Annotated in this window: 18 protein-coding genes and 1 pseudogene; 9 read left to right on the top strand and 10 right to left on the bottom strand. The window is 64.3% G+C overall.

All coding sequences use genetic code 11. The annotated features are described in order from the left end of the window. Positions 1 to 117: 117 nt before the first annotated feature. Both AC1RGE_RS11175 and AC1RGE_RS11170 read left to right on the top strand, forming a co-directional pair. Positions 118 to 315 carry a hypothetical protein gene (locus tag AC1RGE_RS11175; RefSeq protein ID WP_103289848.1) on the top strand — a complete coding sequence of 66 codons (198 nt, stop codon included), beginning with the start codon at positions 118 to 120 and terminating at the stop codon, positions 313 to 315. An 85-nt stretch (positions 316 to 400) separates the two neighbouring features. After that, positions 401 to 859 carry a hypothetical protein gene (locus AC1RGE_RS11170; RefSeq protein ID WP_093404976.1) on the top strand — a complete coding sequence of 153 codons (459 nt, stop codon included), beginning with the start codon at positions 401 to 403 and terminating at the stop codon, positions 857 to 859. Positions 860 to 901: 42 nt separating this feature from the next. On the opposite strand, the gene AC1RGE_RS11165 is transcribed toward AC1RGE_RS11170, so the two are convergent. Then, complete coding sequence (locus AC1RGE_RS11165; RefSeq protein ID WP_011059147.1) at positions 902 to 1,459, bottom strand: pesticin C-terminus-like muramidase; 558 nt, start codon at positions 1,457 to 1,459, stop codon at positions 902 to 904. 168 nt (positions 1,460 to 1,627) lie between these two features. Here AC1RGE_RS11165 and AC1RGE_RS11160 point away from each other — a divergent pair, with 168 nt between their 5' ends. The 3 genes from AC1RGE_RS11160 (at position 1,628) to AC1RGE_RS11150 (ending at position 3,415) form a co-directional block, all read left to right on the top strand. After that, on the top strand, positions 1,628 to 2,011 hold the full coding sequence (locus AC1RGE_RS11160; protein WP_011059146.1) for a hypothetical protein: 384 nt from the start codon (positions 1,628 to 1,630) through the stop codon (positions 2,009 to 2,011). Positions 2,012 to 2,093: 82 nt separating this feature from the next. After that, a complete protein-coding gene (locus AC1RGE_RS11155) occupies positions 2,094 to 2,753 on the top strand; it encodes a DUF2589 domain-containing protein (RefSeq protein ID WP_011059145.1) in 660 nt (219 codons plus the stop codon). An 80-nt stretch (positions 2,754 to 2,833) separates the two neighbouring features. Further along, positions 2,834 to 3,415, top strand: a complete 582-nt coding sequence (locus AC1RGE_RS11150) for a DUF2589 domain-containing protein (protein ID WP_492584282.1) — start codon at positions 2,834 to 2,836, stop codon at positions 3,413 to 3,415. Positions 3,416 to 3,465: 50 nt separating this feature from the next. Here AC1RGE_RS11150 and pmrG read toward each other — a convergent pair whose 3' ends face one another. Then, positions 3,466 to 4,143 (bottom strand): lipopolysaccharide core heptose(II)-phosphate phosphatase PmrG, encoded by a 678-nt coding sequence (pmrG, locus tag AC1RGE_RS11145; protein WP_401262529.1) that lies wholly within the window; start codon positions 4,141 to 4,143, stop codon positions 3,466 to 3,468. 67 nt (positions 4,144 to 4,210) lie between these two features. On the opposite strand from pmrG, the gene AC1RGE_RS11140 reads away from it, so the two are divergent. The 4 genes and pseudogenes from AC1RGE_RS11140 (at position 4,211) to gliR (ending at position 7,624) form a co-directional block, all read left to right on the top strand. Beyond that, positions 4,211 to 4,507: a hypothetical protein gene (locus AC1RGE_RS11140; protein ID WP_138641097.1), complete on the top strand. Its 297-nt coding sequence runs from the start codon at positions 4,211 to 4,213 to the stop codon at positions 4,505 to 4,507. Positions 4,508 to 4,638: 131 nt separating this feature from the next. After that, a pseudogene (locus AC1RGE_RS11135) lies at positions 4,639 to 5,517 on the top strand (methyl-accepting chemotaxis protein); the annotation flags it as partial. 42 nt (positions 5,518 to 5,559) lie between these two features. Beyond that, entirely contained in the window at positions 5,560 to 6,423 is an 864-nt protein-coding gene (locus AC1RGE_RS11130; RefSeq protein ID WP_370059467.1) for a methyl-accepting chemotaxis protein, read from the top strand. Between the two features lie 172 nt (positions 6,424 to 6,595). Next, positions 6,596 to 7,624 carry an AraC family transcriptional regulator GliR gene (gliR, locus tag AC1RGE_RS11125; RefSeq protein WP_011059141.1) on the top strand — a complete coding sequence of 343 codons (1,029 nt, stop codon included), beginning with the start codon at positions 6,596 to 6,598 and terminating at the stop codon, positions 7,622 to 7,624. Between the two features lie 6 nt (positions 7,625 to 7,630). On the opposite strand, the gene AC1RGE_RS11120 is transcribed toward gliR, so the two are convergent. The 8 genes from AC1RGE_RS11120 to mdaB all read right to left on the bottom strand — a co-directional run bounded on the left by AC1RGE_RS11120 (position 7,631) and on the right by mdaB (position 17,117). Then, a complete protein-coding gene (locus AC1RGE_RS11120; protein ID WP_019095177.1) occupies positions 7,631 to 7,999 on the bottom strand; it encodes a glyoxalase superfamily protein in 369 nt (122 codons plus the stop codon). Between the two features lie 116 nt (positions 8,000 to 8,115). Further along, complete coding sequence (locus AC1RGE_RS11115) at positions 8,116 to 9,582, bottom strand: N-acyl-D-amino-acid deacylase family protein (RefSeq protein ID WP_072451338.1); 1,467 nt, start codon at positions 9,580 to 9,582, stop codon at positions 8,116 to 8,118. Between the two features lies 1 nt (position 9,583). Next, a complete protein-coding gene (locus AC1RGE_RS11110; protein WP_072451339.1) occupies positions 9,584 to 10,444 on the bottom strand; it encodes a MurR/RpiR family transcriptional regulator in 861 nt (286 codons plus the stop codon). Beyond that, complete coding sequence (locus AC1RGE_RS11105) at positions 10,445 to 11,794, bottom strand: GntT/GntP/DsdX family permease (RefSeq protein WP_011059137.1); 1,350 nt, start codon at positions 11,792 to 11,794, stop codon at positions 10,445 to 10,447. Between the two features lie 190 nt (positions 11,795 to 11,984). After that, a complete protein-coding gene (locus AC1RGE_RS11100; protein WP_492584280.1) occupies positions 11,985 to 13,430 on the bottom strand; it encodes a SulP family inorganic anion transporter in 1,446 nt (481 codons plus the stop codon). Between the two features lie 228 nt (positions 13,431 to 13,658). After that, entirely contained in the window at positions 13,659 to 15,326 is a 1,668-nt protein-coding gene (gene ggt / locus AC1RGE_RS11095; protein ID WP_019095172.1) for a gamma-glutamyltransferase, read from the bottom strand. 221 nt (positions 15,327 to 15,547) lie between these two features. Beyond that, positions 15,548 to 16,459: a LysR family transcriptional regulator gene (locus AC1RGE_RS11090; protein WP_011059134.1), complete on the bottom strand. Its 912-nt coding sequence runs from the start codon at positions 16,457 to 16,459 to the stop codon at positions 15,548 to 15,550. A gap of 67 nt (positions 16,460 to 16,526) precedes the next feature. Continuing rightward, positions 16,527 to 17,117: an NADPH:quinone oxidoreductase MdaB gene (gene mdaB, locus AC1RGE_RS11085; RefSeq protein ID WP_041115830.1), complete on the bottom strand. Its 591-nt coding sequence runs from the start codon at positions 17,115 to 17,117 to the stop codon at positions 16,527 to 16,529. Between the last annotated feature and the right edge of the window lie 112 nt (positions 17,118 to 17,229).

Here is a 17,229-nt window from a genome sequence, read left to right as displayed (position 1 = left end):
CGTTTGCCCATCCCCGCCGCCCATGCCCCTTGAACCCTTTCCCGCTGATACCCGCCCGCCGCCCTTGAAACCATGACTCCTGCCCAACGACGGGCTTTCCCCGAAAAGGAGTCAGACATGAGCATCACCGTTATCAGTAGCCCCCTGAGCCGGGCCGTTGCCCAGAAGGCCGGGTTGCGCCAGCAACTGGCGGCGCAAAACATCCTTGGGGTGGAAAACATCAACGACAACGCCATCGAGAACACCGTGGCCAAGGAACTGATCGCCAAGAGCAGCAAGAAAGGCCTGCGTCGGGACTACCTCGACGCCCGCTGAGCCTTGCCCCCGGCGATACCCTCGTTGCCGGGATCTTCCCTATGTTCGTGTCAGGCCCTTGCGGCCTGGAAAAGGAGATACTCCCATGTTGATTCTGCGTTCACTGATCCTCGGCCTGAGCCTGTTGGCCAGCGCTGCCCACGCCCTGGAAACCACCAATCTCCCACCCGCCACCCTCAAGGCCTACGCCGCCACCCTGAGCACCGCCGCCGGCAACAGCCAGTGGCAGCAGCTGTGGAAACGCTCTCGGGACCAGGGCGCGTTCAGCCAACAGGGTGAACAACCGCGCTTCACCATCACCCAGGACAAACTGCCGGACATGGCTCGCAGCACCTTGATCAATGCCAGCAGCGTAACCCCGCAGAACACCACCCAGGCGCTGTACCGCTATGAGTTTTCCAACCCCATCGGCCAGGCCAAGGGCATTTCCCTCAAGGCCATGTGCCTGTTGGTGGACTGGCGCTCGCTGCCCAGCGGCACACAACCCGACGACACCAGCCACATGGGCAACGCCAGCCTGCTGCAAACCTACCCCTGCCCTTGAAACCGGCAAGCCGCCCAGGCCTTGAGCCTGGGCGGCGAGCACTTACGAGGTTAGCTGCGAGCCCAGCAGATCAGCCTCCTTGCGCCGGCGAGTGCCGTAGCTGTCGCCAAAGTTGCGCAGGTTGGCCAGGGCACTCTTCCAGTCGCGGGCCACCACCTGGGCCCAGAAGTTCGGTGTGCGACTGGCCAGGTTGCCGTACTGAAAGGCCACCGAGGCGATAACGGTCTGCATCGGTGCCGGCAGTTGGGCAAAGTCCACTCCGCTGGCCTGGGTGTAGTTCGCTGCCAGAAGATCGACGAAGGGCGCCTTGAATGCCTCGTCCACCAAAAGCGCCTCGTCACTGCTGATGTTCAAGGGCTGGCCGTCGAGAAACGCCTTGGCCTTGAGCCCCTTCAGCCCCAGGTAGGGGGTCAGTCGCCGGATCAGGTCCGCCGGCAGATTGAGCGCCTGCAGGTCCTCTACGTTCCGTTGCCCCAGATCGAAGCCTGTGCCCACCGTGACGCCACTCTTGCTCTTGTCCGGATCGGGCACATAACCGCGGGTAATGGCAGCTCCCTCCAGAGCGGCGATAAAGCTGAAATCAATCGCGTAGCGTGACATGGATTTTTCCTCATCCAGTTTAGGAAAATCCAGTGCACCACCAGCGACCGATACAACATCAGAATGTAATAGTTCCCCTTAATAGGGGGGAAATTTCCCACTGAACAGAGGACGAGACACCTCCTTAGGATCAAACCAGCCTTATCCATAATTCCAAGGAGGTACCAAATGGACGTGAAAGACCTCGTACTCATCGATGTTCGCCAGCTCCCTCACTCGCTCCAGGCCCTCATCGACTGCATCGGACTGGAAAATGCCTACCGCCTGACCCGTGAATACGGCGGCCGCCCCAAGTACATCCCCAAGCACGCCGAACGTACCTCCCTGGCTTTGATCCTGCCGCCCGACGCCCTCAACGCGCTGATCGAGCGTTTCGCCGGCCTGGCCCTGGAGATCCCCAAGGCCGACCACTTCTGCCGGCAGATCCGCAACCAGCACATTCAACTGGAAAGCCTGGGCGGTATTTCCCGCAGTGTGCTGGCGGACAAGTACGGCCTGAGCCTGCGGCAGATCGGCAACATCCGCCGCCTGGATGCCAACACTCACCGGTAATCGATTCCTGCTGAATCGGCCTTCACGGCTTTCTTAACCTGCAAGGGCGCATTTCGCGCAACAAAGAACAAGGAGCTAGACCATGGCAGATATCGATAAGGGCCTGATTGGCGGCGTGATCGCCGCCCTGCCCCTGGACAAGATGATCACCGGTCCGTTGATGGCGATGATTCAGGCGCAGGTCGCCGCGAGCAAAGCCTATGCGGACTTCCTGATGGGCGTGTGCATTCAGAACGGCCAGGCGGTTTCGGTGCAGTTCGACTATGACGAAACCCTGGTGGATGAGCAGGGGGTGTACAAGGGCACCGTGAAGAAGTCGATGCGCATCCCGTTGCTGGCGGCCATCAGTCACCCCAACATCACCATCGAGGAAGGCTCCATCGAGTTCGAGCTGACCATCAGCCAGATGGCCGAGGACACCAGCAGCACCGAAGCCTCCGGCAGTTTCGAGGCGAAGATGGGCTGGGGCCCGTTCAGCGTTTCGGTCAAGGGCGCGGCGAGCCACAAATCGACCCAGACCCGCAAGACCGACACCCGCGCCCGCTACGCCATCAGCACCAAGATCGTCCGCCAGGACCCACCGGAAGCCCTGATGCGGGTCATCGACTTCCTCACCGACGCAGCCACCAAGCCTGTGCGGCTGCCTAGCACTCAACCGACCGACACCGACAAGCTGCCCACCGCCAACGCGCTGAAAATGCCCGATGCCGCGGACGAGAAGAAAACCGGCACCGGCGGTTGATCCACATCGCGCCTTCGCCCCAGTAACCCGCCCCGCCTTCATGGCGGGGCACTTCAGCCACCGAACAAGGAGCGTGATCCATGGCGTTTTTTTCCCGCAGCAAGGAGCCCATGTCCGCCAGCGACCTGAGCCATATCACCCGCGGCATGCATCAGGCTGCAGCCGCCACCCACAACCTGATCGCCCAGCAGTACATCAAGTTGTTCGACCAGTTCTTCGACTACAACGTCGACGACCTGGGCACGCCGATGAAGGCCAAGATGGTCGAGGTGGCGCTCAACGAAGACCACATCATCAATGTGCCGCTGATTGCCCTGGTCTCGCCCAAGGGCCTGGCCCTGCACAAGATGACTGTCGACCTGTCGGTGCGCATGCAGGCCACCGAGCTGCAGAAGGCCAGCCACGACCTGGAGAACGGCGAGCTGCAGAGCGAGAAGTTTTTCGTCACCTTCGGCAGCGGCAAGCGCGAAGGCCAGGAGCGCGACCCGGACGAAGTGCAGATCAGCATGGAGTTTCGCGACTGTGAGCCGCCAGAAGCGATCCAGCGCCTGATCGAGGAGTTCACCAACCTGATCAGCCCGCAGCGCATCAACGACGGCCCGGCAGCCACCCCGCCAGCGGCTGGCACGCCACCGGCCGAGCCGGACCTGCTGGCACCTTGAGCCGCTTCCTATGCCCCTGAAGGCCAGCTACACGGAGCGGCCGCCTGAGGTCAGGGCTTGAGGTTCACCGAGCGCCAGTCACTGGCCTCGATCAGGCCGAGCATCTTCGGCGCGCCATTGAGGGTATCGGTGGAGACGAACAGGGAAGCGCCGTACCCCAGGGTCGGGGTCGCCCGTTTCAGGTCCTGCTCCATCTGCGCCATGCATTCGCTGTGGGTCACCAGCACCAGGTTGCGCCCGGCGACCTTGTGCGCCATGACATCGCGCAACATGGTGTTCTTGCAGTTGAACAGCCAGCCATCGCCACTGCTGACCTTGCTGAACATGTAGCTCGCGGTCTGCGCGGTGCGCGTCAACGGGCTGTTGTAGATATCGGTACGCTCCAGGCCCAGGTGCTCGAACTGCGCGCCGAGCCCCACCGCCACCTCGCGGGCCCGGTCGGTAATGCCATCGGCCGGGCCCAGGCACGCGGCATTGGAGCGGTCGCAGCGCTCCATGTGGCGCACCAGCACAATCATTTCGCCCTTGTCCCAGGCGGCCGTCAGGGCCTGGAGCCCGGCCCCGTTGCCGTGGCTCAGGTCGGGCACCGAGGTCGGCCGGAGCAGGAACAGCCCCAGGGGAATCACCAGGCAGGCGCCCAGCAGCAGCGCCAGCAGGTTCTTGTAACGGACCAGGACGCGCCCCAGGAAGGGCCGCTTGCTCGCCGGCAACACCAGTCTTGTAGTCAATTCCCAGCCGCCCTTACGAGAATGGTCCGATGTGTTGAGCAGCGCACAGCAAGGCTACGAAAGCCTGATGACAATTGAACGCTGGCCGATGCCTGTGGCATCGACCGCCCAGACTCTAGGGCGCCGGGCGTGGGACCCGAGTGAAATCAATGTGAAAAAAAGCTCAACGGACCGGCGGCACATCCCGCAAAATAGCCGTCCATCGCCTAAAACATTGTCTTGGGACAATGCCGACGAAATCGTTTCAGCTATGGCACATCCCGCCGATACACCCCCTACAAAACACCTTGCTGGTCACCAACAACAACAATCTTCCAGCCAACTCAAGATCAAGAAGAGCTACGTTCCTGGAGGAATTCAATGAGTAGTTGGTTTGCCAACATCAGCGTCAACCTTAAGCTGGGCCTGGGTTTCGGCCTGGTCCTGGCCCTGACCACCGTCCTGGCACTGACCGGCTGGACCAGCCTGGGCAGCCTGATCGACCGCAGCAACTGGATGAGCGACATCACCCAGCTCAACAGCGGCCTGACCAAGCTGCGGGTCACCCGCCTGCAGTACATGCTGGCCAACGGCGACGAAACCGCCGCCCAAGGCGTGCAGAACACCCTGGACGATTTCAGCGCCCAGCAGAAAAAACTCCTGGCCTCGTTCCAGAGCCCGGAAAACATCAAGCTCCTGCAAGGCCTGGGCGCGACCATCAGTGCCTATCAGGATTCGCTGAACAAGATGCGCAATGCCTACCGCAGCGGCGACGCTGCGCGCCTGGCGATGAACCAGAACGCCGAACGCGCCAATGACCTGATCAACGGGATCAACACCTGGGTCAAGCAACTGCCCTTGAGCGACGAGCGTTTCGAGCAGTTCCAGGCCATCACCCAGGCCAAGGAAGCCTTCCAGCTGGCGCGCTATGAAGTGCGCGGCTACGTCACCACCAACAACCCGGACACCGAACAGAAAGCCGTCACCCAGCTCAACGCTGCGATTGCCGAAATGGATCAGCTCAAGTCCCATTTCAGCAGCACCCAGCGCGATGCCCTACAACAGCTCGAAACCGCCCTGAGCGGCTACCGCAGCTCGCTGCAGGCCTTCAAGGTCGCCTTCACCAACGCCGTAGAGGCGCGCAAGGAAATGACCGACCAGGGCGCCGACATCGTCAGCCGCAGCGACGCCCTGTACCAGATCCAGCTGGACCGCCGCGACATCGAGAGCGCCCAGGCCCGCAGCCTGCAGCTGATCAGCACCCTGCTGGCGCTGCTGGTCGGTGTACTGGCCGCCGTGATCATCACCCGGCAGATCACCCGCCCACTGCAGGAAACCCTGGCCGTGGTCGAGCGCATCGCCTCCGGCGACCTGACCGAGAACCTGCGGGTCACCCGCCGCGACGAACTGGGCGTGCTGCAACAAGGCATCGTGCGCATGGGCGTGACCCTGCGCGAGCTGATCAGCGGCATCCGCGACGGCGTGACCCAGATCGCCAGCGCCGCCGAAGAACTGTCTGCGGTGACCGAAGAAACCAGCGCCGGGGTCAACAGCCAGAAAGTCGAGACCGACCAGGTGGCCACCGCCATGCACGAGATGACCGCCACCGTGCAGGAAGTCGCGCGCAATGCCGAAGAAGCCTCCCAGGCCGCGGCCGCCGCCGACGGCGAAGCCCGCCAGGGCGACAAGGTGGTGGCCCAGGCCATCGAGCAGATCGAGCGCCTGGCCAGCGAAGTGGTGCGCTCCACCGACGCCATGACCGTGCTGCAACAGGAAAGCGACAAGATCGGCAGCGTCATGGACGTGATCAAGGCCGTGGCCGAGCAGACCAACCTGCTGGCACTGAACGCCGCCATCGAAGCCGCCCGCGCCGGTGAAGCCGGCCGTGGTTTCGCCGTGGTCGCCGACGAAGTGCGGGCCCTGGCCCAGCGCACCCAGAAGTCCACCGAAGAGATCGAGGAACTGGTGGCCGGCCTGCAGAACGGCACCCAGCAAGTGGCTACCGTGATGAACAACAGCCGCAGCCTGACCGACAGCAGCGTCGAGCTGACCCGCAAGGCCGGCGCCTCGCTGGAAAGCATCACCCGCACCGTGTCCAACATCCAGTCGATGAACCAGCAGATCGCCGCCGCTGCCGAGCAACAGAGCGCCGTGGCCGAAGAGATCAGCCGCAGCATCATCAACGTGCGCGACGTCTCCGAACAGACCGCCGCCGCCAGCGACGAAACCGCAGCCGCAAGCGTTGAACTGGCGCGCCTGGGCGGCCAGTTGCAGATGATGGTCAGCCACTTCCGCGTCTGATTCGCGCAGGCCCCTTCGCCGGCAAGCCGGCTCCTACACCCTCCGTAGGAGCTGGCTTGTCGGCGAAAGGCGCCAATCCCCGGACCCGAGCATTTACACCCATCAGGGTTTGCCCTTACCTTTCCCGGTCTTCGTCCTGCTGTCCTAGGGATTAGTCACCAGGAACCCGTTCATGCCCAGCCTCGGTTTTACTTCGGTCCCGCCCCTGCTGAAATACCTGCTCTATGCGGAGCAATTGGGTATTGCCACCGAGCCGGCGCTGGCGGCGGCCGGGCTTAGCGCCGCGCAGTTGAACGACACCAGCCTGCGCCTGCCGATGGAGGTGCATGAGCGGTTGCTGGACTACTTCTGCCAGCACTCCGGCGATCCGCTGTTCGGGCTCAATTCGGCGCGCTTCGTCAAACCCAGCTCGTGGAATGTGCTGGGCTACATCACCATGAACTGCGCGACCCTCGGCGAAGCCATGGGCCGCATCATGCCGTTCGAAAAACTGGTGGGGGACATGGGCACCAGCCGCGCCGAAGTCGCTGGCAACCAGGTGCGGCTGATCTGGAGTTGCCGCCATCAGCGCCCGGACATCCGCCGGCACCTGGTGGAAAACGTCCTGGCGTCCTGGCTGTTGTATGCGCGCTGGATCGCCGATTCGCAGTTGTCGCCCAGCGCGGTGTGGTTCGAACACGCCCTGCCGGAACCCGCCGAGGCGGCGCAGTACGAGGCGTTGTTCGGCTGCCCGGTGCTGTTCCAGCAACCCTGCTCGGCGCTGGTGGCGCCGCTGGAGTACCTGCAGATGCCCCTGCGCCAGGCCGACGCGCGCCTGCTCAAGACCCTGGAAGAACACGCCCAGGCGATGATGGCTTCCCTGGGCGATGCGCCCCTGGCCTTGCAGGTGCACAACGTGCTGCGCCAGTTGCTCAAGGACGGCCTGCCGCGCAAGGAGCAGGTGGCGCAGCACCTGCACCTGTCGGTACGCACCCTGCAGCGCCAACTGCAACAGGCTGGCACTTCATACCAGCAGATTCTCGACGACCTGCGCCAGGAGCTGGCCGAGCACTATCTGCGCCACAGCGAGCTGTCGATCCAGGGCATCTCCGATTGCCTGGGGTTCACCGAACCGCGCTCGTTCCACCGCAGTTTCAAGACCCGCACCGGGCTGACCCCGGGGCAGTTCCGCCTGAGCGCGCAGAGCTCCGGCAAGGCCTGAAACCCGTTACACGCTGATGGCGTTGGTGAACACCAGGCGATTGCCGAACGGGTCGCTGATGGTCATGTCCTGGCTGCCCCAGGGCATGGCCTGGATCTGCGGATGGGAGAAGCGGTAGTGCTTGGCCAGCAACTGCTGCTGGAAGGTTTCCAGTTCATCGGTCTCGATCCGCAGGGCCGCACCCGGCGAGCAGTCGCCATGGTGCTCGGTAAGGTGCAGCACGCACTCGCCCCGCGAGACCTGCATATACAGCGGAAAATCGGCTTCGAAGCGGTGTTCCCAATCCAGGGAGAAACCCAGGAAATCGAGGTAAAACTCCCGGGCCTTGGCTTCATCGAAGATCCGCAGGATGGGGGTGGTTTTGCCAAAGCTCATTGCGCGACTCCCTGACTGAAATGAGCCGACTATACAGACGGCGATTATCAGCAGTTCGGCGCCGCTCGGGGATTCTTTAATAGCACAGCGCCATCATTGTGATGGAGGTCAACAAATCAGCCAGCGGATGTAAATCCCGGGCGCAGATCACCTTCCCGGGGCAGGAAGCGCCCGTGGCGTTCGCCGTTGGCCCGGCCCTGGGCAAAACTGCACACGCCATTGACCCAGACCCCATCGATGCCTTGCGCGGCGCGCTGCGGCTCCTTGAAATCCGCCACGTCACGCACCCGCGCCGGGTCGAACAGCACCAGGTCGGCCCAGTGCCCTTCACGGATCTCGCCACGCTGGTGCAGGCCGAAGCGCGCCGCAGACAGCCCGGTCATCTTGTGCACCGCAGTGTGCAGCGGGAACAGGCCCAGGTCGCGGCTGAAGTGCCCGAGTACCCGGGGGAAGGCGCCCCACAACCTTGGATGGGGGAAAGGATCTTCCGGCAGGCCATCGGAGCCGATCATCGACAGCGGATGGGCGAGGATGCGCCGCACATCGTTTTCATCCATGCCGTAGTACACCGCCCCCGCCGGTTGCAGGCGCTCGGCAGCGGCCAGCAGGCTGACGCCCCAGTCGGCGGCGATCTCGCTCAAGTCACGACCGCCCTGCTCGGGGTGCGGTGTGGACCAGGTGATGGTGATGCGGTAGGCATCGGTGACCTGCTTGAGGTCCAGGGTCGAGGAGCTGGCGGCGTAGGGATAGCAGTCGCAGCCCACCGGGTGTTCCCGGGCGGCGTTTTCCAGGGCCGCCAGCAGTTGCGGGCTGCGCCCCCAGTTGCCGGCGCCGGCGCACTTGAGGTGCGAGACGATCACCGGCGCCCGGGCCGCGCGACCAATCAGAAAAGCTTCGTCCATGGCCTCCAGCACCGGCTCGAACTCGCTGCGCAAATGGGTGGTGTACACCGCGCCGAACGCCGTCAATTCCTGGGCCAGTTGCAGCACTTCATCGGTCTCGGCGCAAAACGCGCTGGCGTAGGCCAACCCGCTGGACAGGCCGAGGGCGCCGTCCTCCAGGCTTTCGCGCAGTTGCCCGCGCATGGCGCTGATTTCATCGGCCGTGGCCGTGCGAAACAGGTCCGGCAGATGGTTGCTGCGCAGCGCGGTGTGCCCCACCAGCGCCGCCACGTTGATCGCCGGGCGCGCGGCATCCACCGCCGCGCGGTAGTCACGAAAACGCGGGTAGACGAACATCGAGCGCTCGCCCAGCAGGTTCATCGGGTCCGGCGGGTCGCCCTTGAGGGTCACCGGCGCGGCGCTGATCCCGCAGTTGCCGACGATCACCGTGGTCACCCCCTGGCTGAGCTTGGGCAGCATCTGCGGCTGGCGGATCACCACCGTGTCGTCATGGGTGTGCACGTCGATGAAACCCGGGGCCAGTACCCGCCCGGCGGCGTCGATCTCTTGCTCGGCGCTGGCCGCGGACAGATCGCCGATGCGCGCGATGCGCCCGTCGAGGATGGCCAGGTCGGCGGGGTAACCGGGACGGTCGCTGCCGTCGATGATCAGGGCGTTGCGGATCAGCGTGTGGTAGCGCATGTCAGTCTCCCAGGGGCAGGCAATCGTCGCCGCCACGGTAATGGTCCAGGGCCAGTTTGATCCGTCGCAGGCGTTCCTGGTTGTCATCGGGCAGGGCCAGGGCCAGCTCGGTGGCCAGCACATCAATGGCCAACAGCATGCCGTAGCGGGCCGCGGTGGGTTTGTAGATGAACGAGGTCTCGGCGCTGTGCAGCGGCAGCAGCACATCCGCCAATTGCGCCAGGGGCGAGTCGGGCAAGGTAATGGCCAGGATCCCGGCGCCGTAGGTCCGGGCCAGGGCCACCGCCTCCAGCAGCTCGGGGGTGATGCCGGTCAGCGAACAGGCGATCACCGCGTGCTGCGGCCCCAGGGCGGCAGCGGTGACGCGCATCATCACCGGGTCGTGGCAGGCGGCAATGGGATAGCCCAGGCGTACCAGGCGCACTTGCAACTCGCTGCTGCACAGGGTCGAGCAGCCGCCCATACCGAAGGCGTGGATCATCCGCGCGCGCCCCAGCAGGCGCACCGCATCGGCGAATTGGGCCTCCTCGAAACCGGCCAGATGCTGGTGCAGCGCAGCTTCGATATCGCCAACGATCTGCCGGTAGAACCCGGACTGTTCCAGGGTGCCGGCGGGGTCCAGGAAGCGGCTGCCCACCCCACTGGCCTGGGCCAGTTGCAGGCGCAACTGGCGCAAGTCGCGGCAGCCGACGCTGCGGGCAAAGCGCGACAGGGTGGCGGCGCTGACTTCAGCGCGGCGGGCCAGTTCGTCGAGGCTGGCAGAGGCGGCAAAGCCCACATCGTCGAGCATCAGCCGGGCGATCCGCCCTTCCCCGGCGCTGAGAAAATCCAGGCGCGAGCGGATCTGGTAAAGGATGTCCATCTACAAAAACTCCGCGAGGACCAGGGTCAGGCCGAAGGCGATCACCGAGATCAGGGTCTCCAGCACGGTCCAGGTCTTGAAGGTCTGGATGACGGTCATATTGAAGTATTCCTTCACCAGCCAGAAGCCGCCGTCGTTGACGTGGGAAAGAATCACCGAGCCGGCGCCGGTGGCGATCACCAGCAGCTCCGGGTGCGGGTAGCCCAGGCCGACGGCCACCGGCGCCACCACCCCGGAAGCGGTGGTCAGGGCCACGGTGGCCGAACCGGTGGCGACCCGCATCAGCACCGCGAACAGCCAGCCCATCCACAACGGCGAGAGCTGGAACTCATGGGCCAGGCCGACGATCTGCTCGGTCACCCCGGAGTCGATGAGAATGCGGTTGAGGCCGCCGCCGGCTCCCACCAGCAGGGTGATGCTGGCGGTGGGCGCCAGGCATTCGTTGGTGAACTTGAGGATCGATTCGCGGTTCATGCCCTGGGCCAGCCCCAGGGTCCAGAAACTCACCAGGGTGGCCACCAGCAGGGCGATCACCGAGTTGCCGATAAACAGCAGGAACTGGTTGAGGCCGGTGCCGGGCTCGGCCAGCAGGTTGGCCCAGCCGCCGAGAAGCATCAGCACCACCGGCAGCAGGATGGTGGCCAAGGTCAGGCGGAAACTCGGCAGGCGCAGGCGCGGCTCGCGGGCGATGAACTGGCGTTCCAGGGGGTTCTGCGCCGGCAGGTGGATGTGCGGCACGATGAACCGCGCGTACAGCGGCCCGGCGATGATCGCCGTGGGCACACCGATCAGCAGCGCATACACCAGGGTCTGCCCCACCGACGCCTGATAGGCCTGCACCGCCAGCATCGCTCCCGGGTGCGGCGGCACCAGGGCGTGCACCACCGAGAGCCCGGCGACCATCGGCAAGCCCACCATCAGCAGCGACACCCCGACCCGCCGCGCCACGGTGAAGGCAATTGGCACCAGCAGTACGAAGCCCACTTCGAAGAACAGCGGCAGCCCCACCAGAAAGGCGATGCAGACCATGGCCCAGTGGGCGTTGCGTTCGCCGAAGCGGTCGATCAGGGTGCGCGCCACCTGCTCGGCACCACCGGATTCGGCCATCAGCTTGCCGAGCATGGTGCCCAGTGCCACCACCAGGGCGATATGCCCCAGGGTCTTGCCAACCCCGGCCTCGTAGGCACTCACCACTCCGGAAGGCGGCATGCCGGCCATCAGCGCCAGGCCCACCGACACCAGGGTGATGACGATAAAGGGGTTGAGTCGGTAGCGGGCGATCAACACGATCAGCGCAATGATGGCGACTGCGGCGTAGCCCAGCAGCCAAGAACCCGTAGCGGGAGCCATGGCGTCCTCCTTGAAAACAGCGTCACTTTCGAATGGTTGTGAAATTCATTAATCACTTAGGAAAGTGAACTTCAAACCGAGTGAAACTTATTTTCGTAAAGAGGCAGGCTTTGTCGCGAACAGCTAAGTGAAAGGCCGGCTTATGAAAATCGGCAGTGGGTATTTTCATCCACTGCCGCGGTGGCCGATCTCAGTCGTGATGCTCTCGGGCACGCTTGAGCAGCTTCTTGCAGCGCTCGGACAGGTGCAGCACCCGCAACTGCTTGCCGGCCTTGGCATAACGCTCGCGCAGGGTTTTCAGCGCGGCGATGGCCGAGTAGTCGACAAAACTCAGGTGGCGACAGTCGACAGTCACGTGCCGAGGATCGCCCGCCGGATCGAACTGGTTGAGAAACGGCGTGGTGGAGGCGAAGAACAGGGTGCCATGCAGTTGGTAGTGCTTGCTGCCGTCGGCTTCCAGGTGGCTGTCGGCGTACAGCTCGCGGGCCTGCTGCCAGGCGAAGTTGAGGGCGGCAATGACGATGCCGCAGAACACCGCCATGGCCAGGTCGGTGAACACGGTGATCACGGTCACCGCGAGGATCACCAGCACATCGTTGAGCGGCACCTTGTTGATCACCCGCAGGGACGCCCAGGCGAAGGTCTGCTGCGACACCACGAACATCACCCCCACCAGCGCCGCCAGGGGGATGCGCTCGATCAGCGGTGAGAGAAACAGCACGAACAGCAGGATCAGAGCGCCCGCCACCACGCCCGACAAACGCCCGCGGCCACCGGAACTGAGGTTGATCACGGTCTGGCCGATCATCGCGCAGCCACCCATGCCGCCGAACATTCCCGAGACCACATTGGCCGCGCCCAGGGCCACGCATTCACGGCCCGGGTAGCCGCGGCTCTCGGTGATTTCGTCGGTGAGGTTCAGGGTCAGCAGGGTTTCCAGCAGGCCGACCATGGCCATCAGGAACGCATAGGGCGCGATGATGCCCAGGGTCTCCAGGTTCCACGGCACCTGGGGCAGCGCCAGGCTCGGCAGGCCGCCGGCGATGTGGGCCATGTCCCCCAGGGTGCGGGTCGGCAGGCCCAGCAGGTAGACCAGCGCGCCGACCCCGAGGATCGCCACCAGGGCCGGTGGCACCGCCCGGGTCAGGCGCGGTAGCAGATAGACGATGGCCATGGTCAATGCCACCAGCCCGGCCATCAGGTACAGCGGCTGGCCGCTGAGCCAGTGTTCGCCGCTCTTGAAATGTTCCAGCTGGGCCAGGGCGATAACGATCGCCAGGCCGTTGACGAAGCCCAGCATCACCGGGTGCGGCACCATGCGCACCAGCTTGCCCAGGCGCAGCAGGCCGAAGGCGACCATCACCAGCCCACCCAGCAGCACCGTGGCCAGCAGGTACTGCACCCCGTGCTGCACTACCAGGGCGACGATCACCACCGCCATGGAGCCAGCCGCGCCGGAGACCATGCCCGGCCGGCCGCCGAACAGCGCGGTCAGGGTGCAGATGAAGAAGGCGCCATACAGGCCCATCAACGGGTTGAGGTGGGCCACCAGGGCGAAGGCGATGCATTCGGGCAGCAAGGCAAAGGAGGTGGTGAGTCCGGCCAGGACATCGGCACGCAGACGTTTTGCTTTCATGATTGACCTGATAGACGGACCGGCAGGCGCGGCCCTGGGAAGTGCGGAAAGAAGGCGGGGAATGTTACGGAATTGAGCCGCCTCCGACCAGCCGGCCGTCGGCGCCTGCACAACGAAGGTAGGAGCTGGCTTGCCAGCGAAGAGGCCGCTCGACCTGGCGCCAGGCTTGCGGGCCCTTTCGCCGGCAAGCGGAACGCCGCCCGGCCAGCTCCTACAGGGGTTCAGCGGTTATTTGACGACCTTGCCGACACCGCGGCCACGTGGGTCGGAAGCGGTTTCAAGCGCGTTGCCATTGACCCGGATGGCCTGAATATCGCCCATCTCCCAGCCCTGGTCTTCCAGGGTGTAGCCCATGGCCTTGAGCTCATCGGCCACCTTGCCGGTGAGCGGCGCATAGGCGTCGTAGTAGATGGTGTCCTTGGGCAGCAACTGGTGATGCACGCGCTGCGCGGCCACGGCCTTTTCCAGGGGCAGGTGGTAGTCGTAGAGGTTGTTCAGCACCTGGAAGATCGAGGTGAAGATCCGCGAACCACCGGGGGTGCCCAGCACCAGGGTGACCTTGCCATCGCGGGTCACCAGGCTCGGGCTCATGGAGGACAGCATGCGCTTGCCCGGGGCGATGGCGTTGGCGTCGCCGCCCACTACACCGAAGGCGTTGGCCACGCCCGGCTTGGCGCTGAAGTCGTCCATTTCGTCGTTGAGCAAAAAGCCCGCGCCCTTGACCACCACGCCGCTGCCATAGTCCCAGTTCAGGGTGTAGGTGTTGCTCACCGCGTTGCCCTGGGCATCGACGATGGAGAAGTGGGTGGTCTGGTGCGGCTCAAGCCCGGGGCGCACTTTCTCGGTAGCCGAGATGGCGTTGGGGTTGACCTCGGCGGCGCGTTTTTTCAGATACGCCGGGTCGGTCAGTTGCTTGACCGGAACATCGGAAAACGCCGGGTCGCCCAGGTAGTCGGCGCGATCGGCGAACACCCGCTTTTCGATTTCCGCCAGCAGGTGAATGTACTTGGCCGAATTGAGCTCCACACCCTTGAAGTCCGCCGCGCGCTCTTCCTTGATGCTGATCAACTGCGCCAGGGCCACCCCGCCAGAGCTGGGCGGCGGCGCGGTGTACAGGGTGTTGCCACGGAAGGTCACCTGCAGCGGCTGGCGCCACTGGACCTTGTAGTCCTGCAGGTCCTGCTTGGTGATCAGGCCCTTGTCGGCCTGCATCTGCGCCACCAGCAAGTCGGCGGTCTTGCCGCTGTAGAACTCCTTGGCGCCCTGGTCGGCGATGCGCTCCAGGGTCGCGGCCAGTTCCGGCTGACGGAAGGTCTCGCCCGGTTTCATGCTGCCGAAGTAGTCGCCGAAGTTGGTGGTGCCGTTGAACAGCTTCAACGCATCCTCGCGGTACTGGTACTGCTTGTCCGCCACCTTGAAGCCGTTCTTCGCATAACCCACGGCCGGGGTGATCAGCTCGCTCCAGGGCAGCTTGCCGAACTTCTGGTGCGCCTCCCACAGGCCCATCACCGTACCCGGCACCCCGGCGGCGCGGGCGCCCACCAGGCTCAGGTTCTCGATCACCTCGCCCTTTTCATTCAGGTACATGTTCCGGGTCGCGGCCTTGGGCGCGGTTTCCCGGTAGTCGAGGAAGTAGGGTTTGCCGTCGATGTACATCGTCATGAACCCGCCGCCACCGATGTTGCCGGCCTCGGGGTAGGTCACGGCCAGGGCGAAGGCCGTGGCCACCGCGGCATCCACCGCGTTGCCGCCCTTCTTGAGGATCTGCGCCGCGACATCGGCGCCGTACTGGTTGGGCGCGGCCACCGCGCCGCCTTCCAGGGTCACGGCGAAGGCCGAGCTGCTGGCGGCGATGGCGGCCGTCAGGGCCAGGGTCTTGAACAACAGAATGCGCATAGGTCCTTCCTTTTCTTGTTATTGAACGGCAAGAACCTTAGGCCCGAGACGGGGGGTTGAGCAATCGCCAATCGTGGCACGAACGTCCCAAGCCTCAGCCATGGATAACCGTAGGAGCTGGCTTGCCAGCGAATGCAACTTCAAGAGTTGCGCAAAACCCGGGGGCCCCTTCGCCGGCAAGCCGGCTCCTACGGGGGATAGGCGGGGAATGGGGGGAGCCTTCAGCCCTGGAACTCGGGGTTGGCGTAATCGGCCAGTTTGCCCTGGATGAAATCCAGGAAGCACTGGATGCGCAGGGCCAGTTGCGAGTTGCGGTAGTACACGGCGTTGATCGGCTGGCGATAGCCGCTGTTGAACGAGGCCAGCACCGGTTGCAGGCGCCCGGCGCGGATGTCGTCGATGGTCATGAAGTGCGACAGGCAGGCAATGCCCTGCCCTTCCAGCGCCAGGTGGCGCAGGGTCTCGCCACTGGAGGCGCTGATGCCCGGCTGGATCTGCCAGCGATCGCCATGCACATGGCGCAGCGGCCAGTGGTTGAGGGTCTCGGTCTGGGTGAAGCCCAGCAGGGTGTGCCCGGCCAGTTCGGCCACGCTCTGCGGCGTACCGTGGCGGGCCAGGTAGTCAGGGCTGGCGAGGATGTGCAGCGGGCTGCAGCCCAGGGAGCGGGCATGCAGGGTGGAATCCGCCAGCACGCCGATGCGGATGGCGATGTCGGTGCTCTGTTCCAGCAGGTCGATGATCAGGTCGTTGCTGTTGAGCTCCAGCTGGATATCCGGGTACAGGCTGCGGAACTCGGCCACGTATGGAACGATGGCATGCAGCATGAAGGGCGATGCGGCGTTGATCCGCAGGCGCCCGGACGGGTTGCGCTGGCGCGAGGACAGGCGCTCTTCGAGCTCGTCCATCTGATCGAGGATCAGCTTGGCCTGTTCGAAGAAGTAGCGCCCTTCCTCGGTCAGGTCCATGCGTCGCGTGGTGCGGTTGATCAGCGTGGTATCGAGCTTGGCCTCCAGCCGCGACAAGCTGCGGCTGACCGCCGAAGGGGTCTGGGCCAACTGCTCGGCGGCGGCGGAAATCGAGCCGCACTCGATGACACAGACGAAGACTTGCAACTCGTCGGATCGGGCTTTCACATGAGTCCTCTGGCGGCAGCGGGGCGACATCGCCCCTGAATTTCAAGGCACTCAATAGTAGCCGGATTCAGCCCGGCAGATTGAACACTGCCTTGAGGTGTTCCTCGTAACGCTGCACATCGCCTTCGATGTTCGGGCGTTTCATCACGTCCACACAGAGGAAGGTTGGCAGGGCGCTCATGCCCAGGAACTGGTTGGCCTTGTGGAACGGGAAGTAGACCGCGTCCACGCCCTTGGCCTCGAAGAAGTCGGTGGGATCGTCGAAGGCTTGCTGCGGGGCGTTCCAGGTCAGCGAAAGCATGTACTGCTTGCCCTGGATCAGGCCGCCGCTGCCGTACTTCTGCGAAGCATCGGAGCGGGTCCGGCCGTCGCTGGCGTAGAGGCTGCCGTGGCCTTCGGTGAAGACTTCGTCGATGTATTTCTTGACGATCCACGGCGCGCCCATCCACCAGCCGGGCATCTGGTAGACGATCACGTCGGCCCAGAGAAACTTCGCCACTTCTTCCTGGATGTCATAACCCTCGTCGATATGGGTGACCTTGACCTCCACACCACCCCGGTCGAGCACCGCCAGGGCAGTGTCGTGCAGGGTCGCGTTGTAGCGGCCATCGGAGTGGGCGAATTGCTTGGCGCCATTGAGCAGCAGTACTTTTTTCATGATCCAGCCTCATCGGGAACAACCCGTTGCGCATCGATGGCGGCGGGCTGTAAAGATTGAAAACGATGGCGGCAGGTTAATCAGGCCAGGGCCGGAGAATAAGCCCGGGTTG

The sequence above is a fragment of the Pseudomonas sp. GW823-FHT02C05 genome (genome assembly GCF_058797595.1).
This window is presented reverse-complemented; position numbering and strand designations above follow the sequence as displayed.

What these genes read in the sequence shown, in the direction of transcription:
- ggt (WP_019095172.1), bottom strand. Translation starts at nt 15,326, where the DNA reads ATGCGCATTCTGTTGTTCAAGACCCTGGCCCTGACGGCCGCCATCGCC.
- AC1RGE_RS11100 (WP_492584280.1), bottom strand. Translation starts at nt 13,430, where the DNA reads ATGAAAGCAAAACGTCTGCGTGCCGATGTCCTGGCCGGACTCACCACC.
- AC1RGE_RS11150 (WP_492584282.1), top strand. Translation starts at nt 2,834, where the DNA reads ATGGCGTTTTTTTCCCGCAGCAAGGAGCCCATGTCCGCCAGCGACCTG.
- AC1RGE_RS11110 (WP_072451339.1), bottom strand. Translation starts at nt 10,444, where the DNA reads ATGGACATCCTTTACCAGATCCGCTCGCGCCTGGATTTTCTCAGCGCC.
- AC1RGE_RS11165 (WP_011059147.1), bottom strand. Translation starts at nt 1,459, where the DNA reads ATGTCACGCTACGCGATTGATTTCAGCTTTATCGCCGCTCTGGAGGGA.
- AC1RGE_RS11105 (WP_011059137.1), bottom strand. Translation starts at nt 11,794, where the DNA reads ATGGCTCCCGCTACGGGTTCTTGGCTGCTGGGCTACGCCGCAGTCGCC.
- AC1RGE_RS11130 (WP_370059467.1), top strand. Translation starts at nt 5,560, where the DNA reads ATGGGCGTGACCCTGCGCGAGCTGATCAGCGGCATCCGCGACGGCGTG.
- mdaB (WP_041115830.1), bottom strand. Translation starts at nt 17,117, where the DNA reads ATGAAAAAAGTACTGCTGCTCAATGGCGCCAAGCAATTCGCCCACTCC.
- AC1RGE_RS11155 (WP_011059145.1), top strand. Translation starts at nt 2,094, where the DNA reads ATGGCAGATATCGATAAGGGCCTGATTGGCGGCGTGATCGCCGCCCTG.
- AC1RGE_RS11140 (WP_138641097.1), top strand. Translation starts at nt 4,211, where the DNA reads ATGACAATTGAACGCTGGCCGATGCCTGTGGCATCGACCGCCCAGACT.
- AC1RGE_RS11120 (WP_019095177.1), bottom strand. Translation starts at nt 7,999, where the DNA reads ATGAGCTTTGGCAAAACCACCCCCATCCTGCGGATCTTCGATGAAGCC.
- AC1RGE_RS11170 (WP_093404976.1), top strand. Translation starts at nt 401, where the DNA reads ATGTTGATTCTGCGTTCACTGATCCTCGGCCTGAGCCTGTTGGCCAGC.
- AC1RGE_RS11115 (WP_072451338.1), bottom strand. Translation starts at nt 9,582, where the DNA reads ATGCGCTACCACACGCTGATCCGCAACGCCCTGATCATCGACGGCAGC.
- gliR (WP_011059141.1), top strand. Translation starts at nt 6,596, where the DNA reads ATGCCCAGCCTCGGTTTTACTTCGGTCCCGCCCCTGCTGAAATACCTG.
- AC1RGE_RS11160 (WP_011059146.1), top strand. Translation starts at nt 1,628, where the DNA reads ATGGACGTGAAAGACCTCGTACTCATCGATGTTCGCCAGCTCCCTCAC.
- AC1RGE_RS11175 (WP_103289848.1), top strand. Translation starts at nt 118, where the DNA reads ATGAGCATCACCGTTATCAGTAGCCCCCTGAGCCGGGCCGTTGCCCAG.